The 617-nt window shown below is 70.0% G+C and carries 1 protein-coding gene; it reads left to right on the top strand.

Features of this window, described 5'->3' with window-relative positions; translation table 11 throughout:
• Nucleotides 1–617 (top strand): zinc-binding dehydrogenase (locus A5744_RS23380; protein ID WP_139331481.1); only part of this gene is annotated, 617 nt, incomplete at both ends.

Raw genomic sequence — 617 nt, 5'->3', positions numbered from 1 at the left:
GTGGTGCAGCCGAGCGCACGGGTGGAGCTGGCCGCCGGGCAGGTGCGGGTGGCGGTGGCCGCGGTGGGGGTGAACTTCCGGGATGTGTTGGTGGCGCTGGGAATGTATCCCGGCGGGGGCGAGATCGGCGTCGAGGGCGCGGGCGTCGTCGTCGAGGTCGGGCCGGACGTAACCGGGCTCGCGGTCGGCGATGCGGTGATGGGGTTGTTGGGGGTGGTCGGCTCCGAGGCCGTGGTCGACGCGCGGTTGGTGACGGCGGTGCCACCGGGGTGGTCGCTGGCACAGGCCGCGAGTGTGCCGGTGGTGTTTTTGACCGCGCTGTACGGCTTGTCGGTGCTGGCCGGTGTGAAGGCCGGGCAGAAGGTGCTGGTGCATGCGGCCACCGGTGGGGTCGGCATGGCGGCGGTGCAGCTGTTGCGCCATTGGGGTGCGGAGGTTTTCGTCACCGCCAGCCGCGGCAAGTGGGACACGTTGCGGGCGATGGGGTTTGACGACGACCACATCGGGGATTCACGAACGCTGGACTTCGAGCGCAAGTTTCTTGCTACCACCGGCGGCGCCGGGGTGGATGTGGTGCTCAACTCGCTGGCCGGTGAGTTCATCGACGCGTCGCTGCG

This window comes from Mycobacterium sp. IS-1264 (assembly GCF_001954195.1).
Lineage (GTDB): Bacteria > Actinomycetota > Actinomycetes > Mycobacteriales > Mycobacteriaceae > Mycobacterium.
The sequence above is the reverse complement of the archived record's forward strand: the minus strand, read 5'-3'. Positions and strand labels throughout refer to the sequence as shown.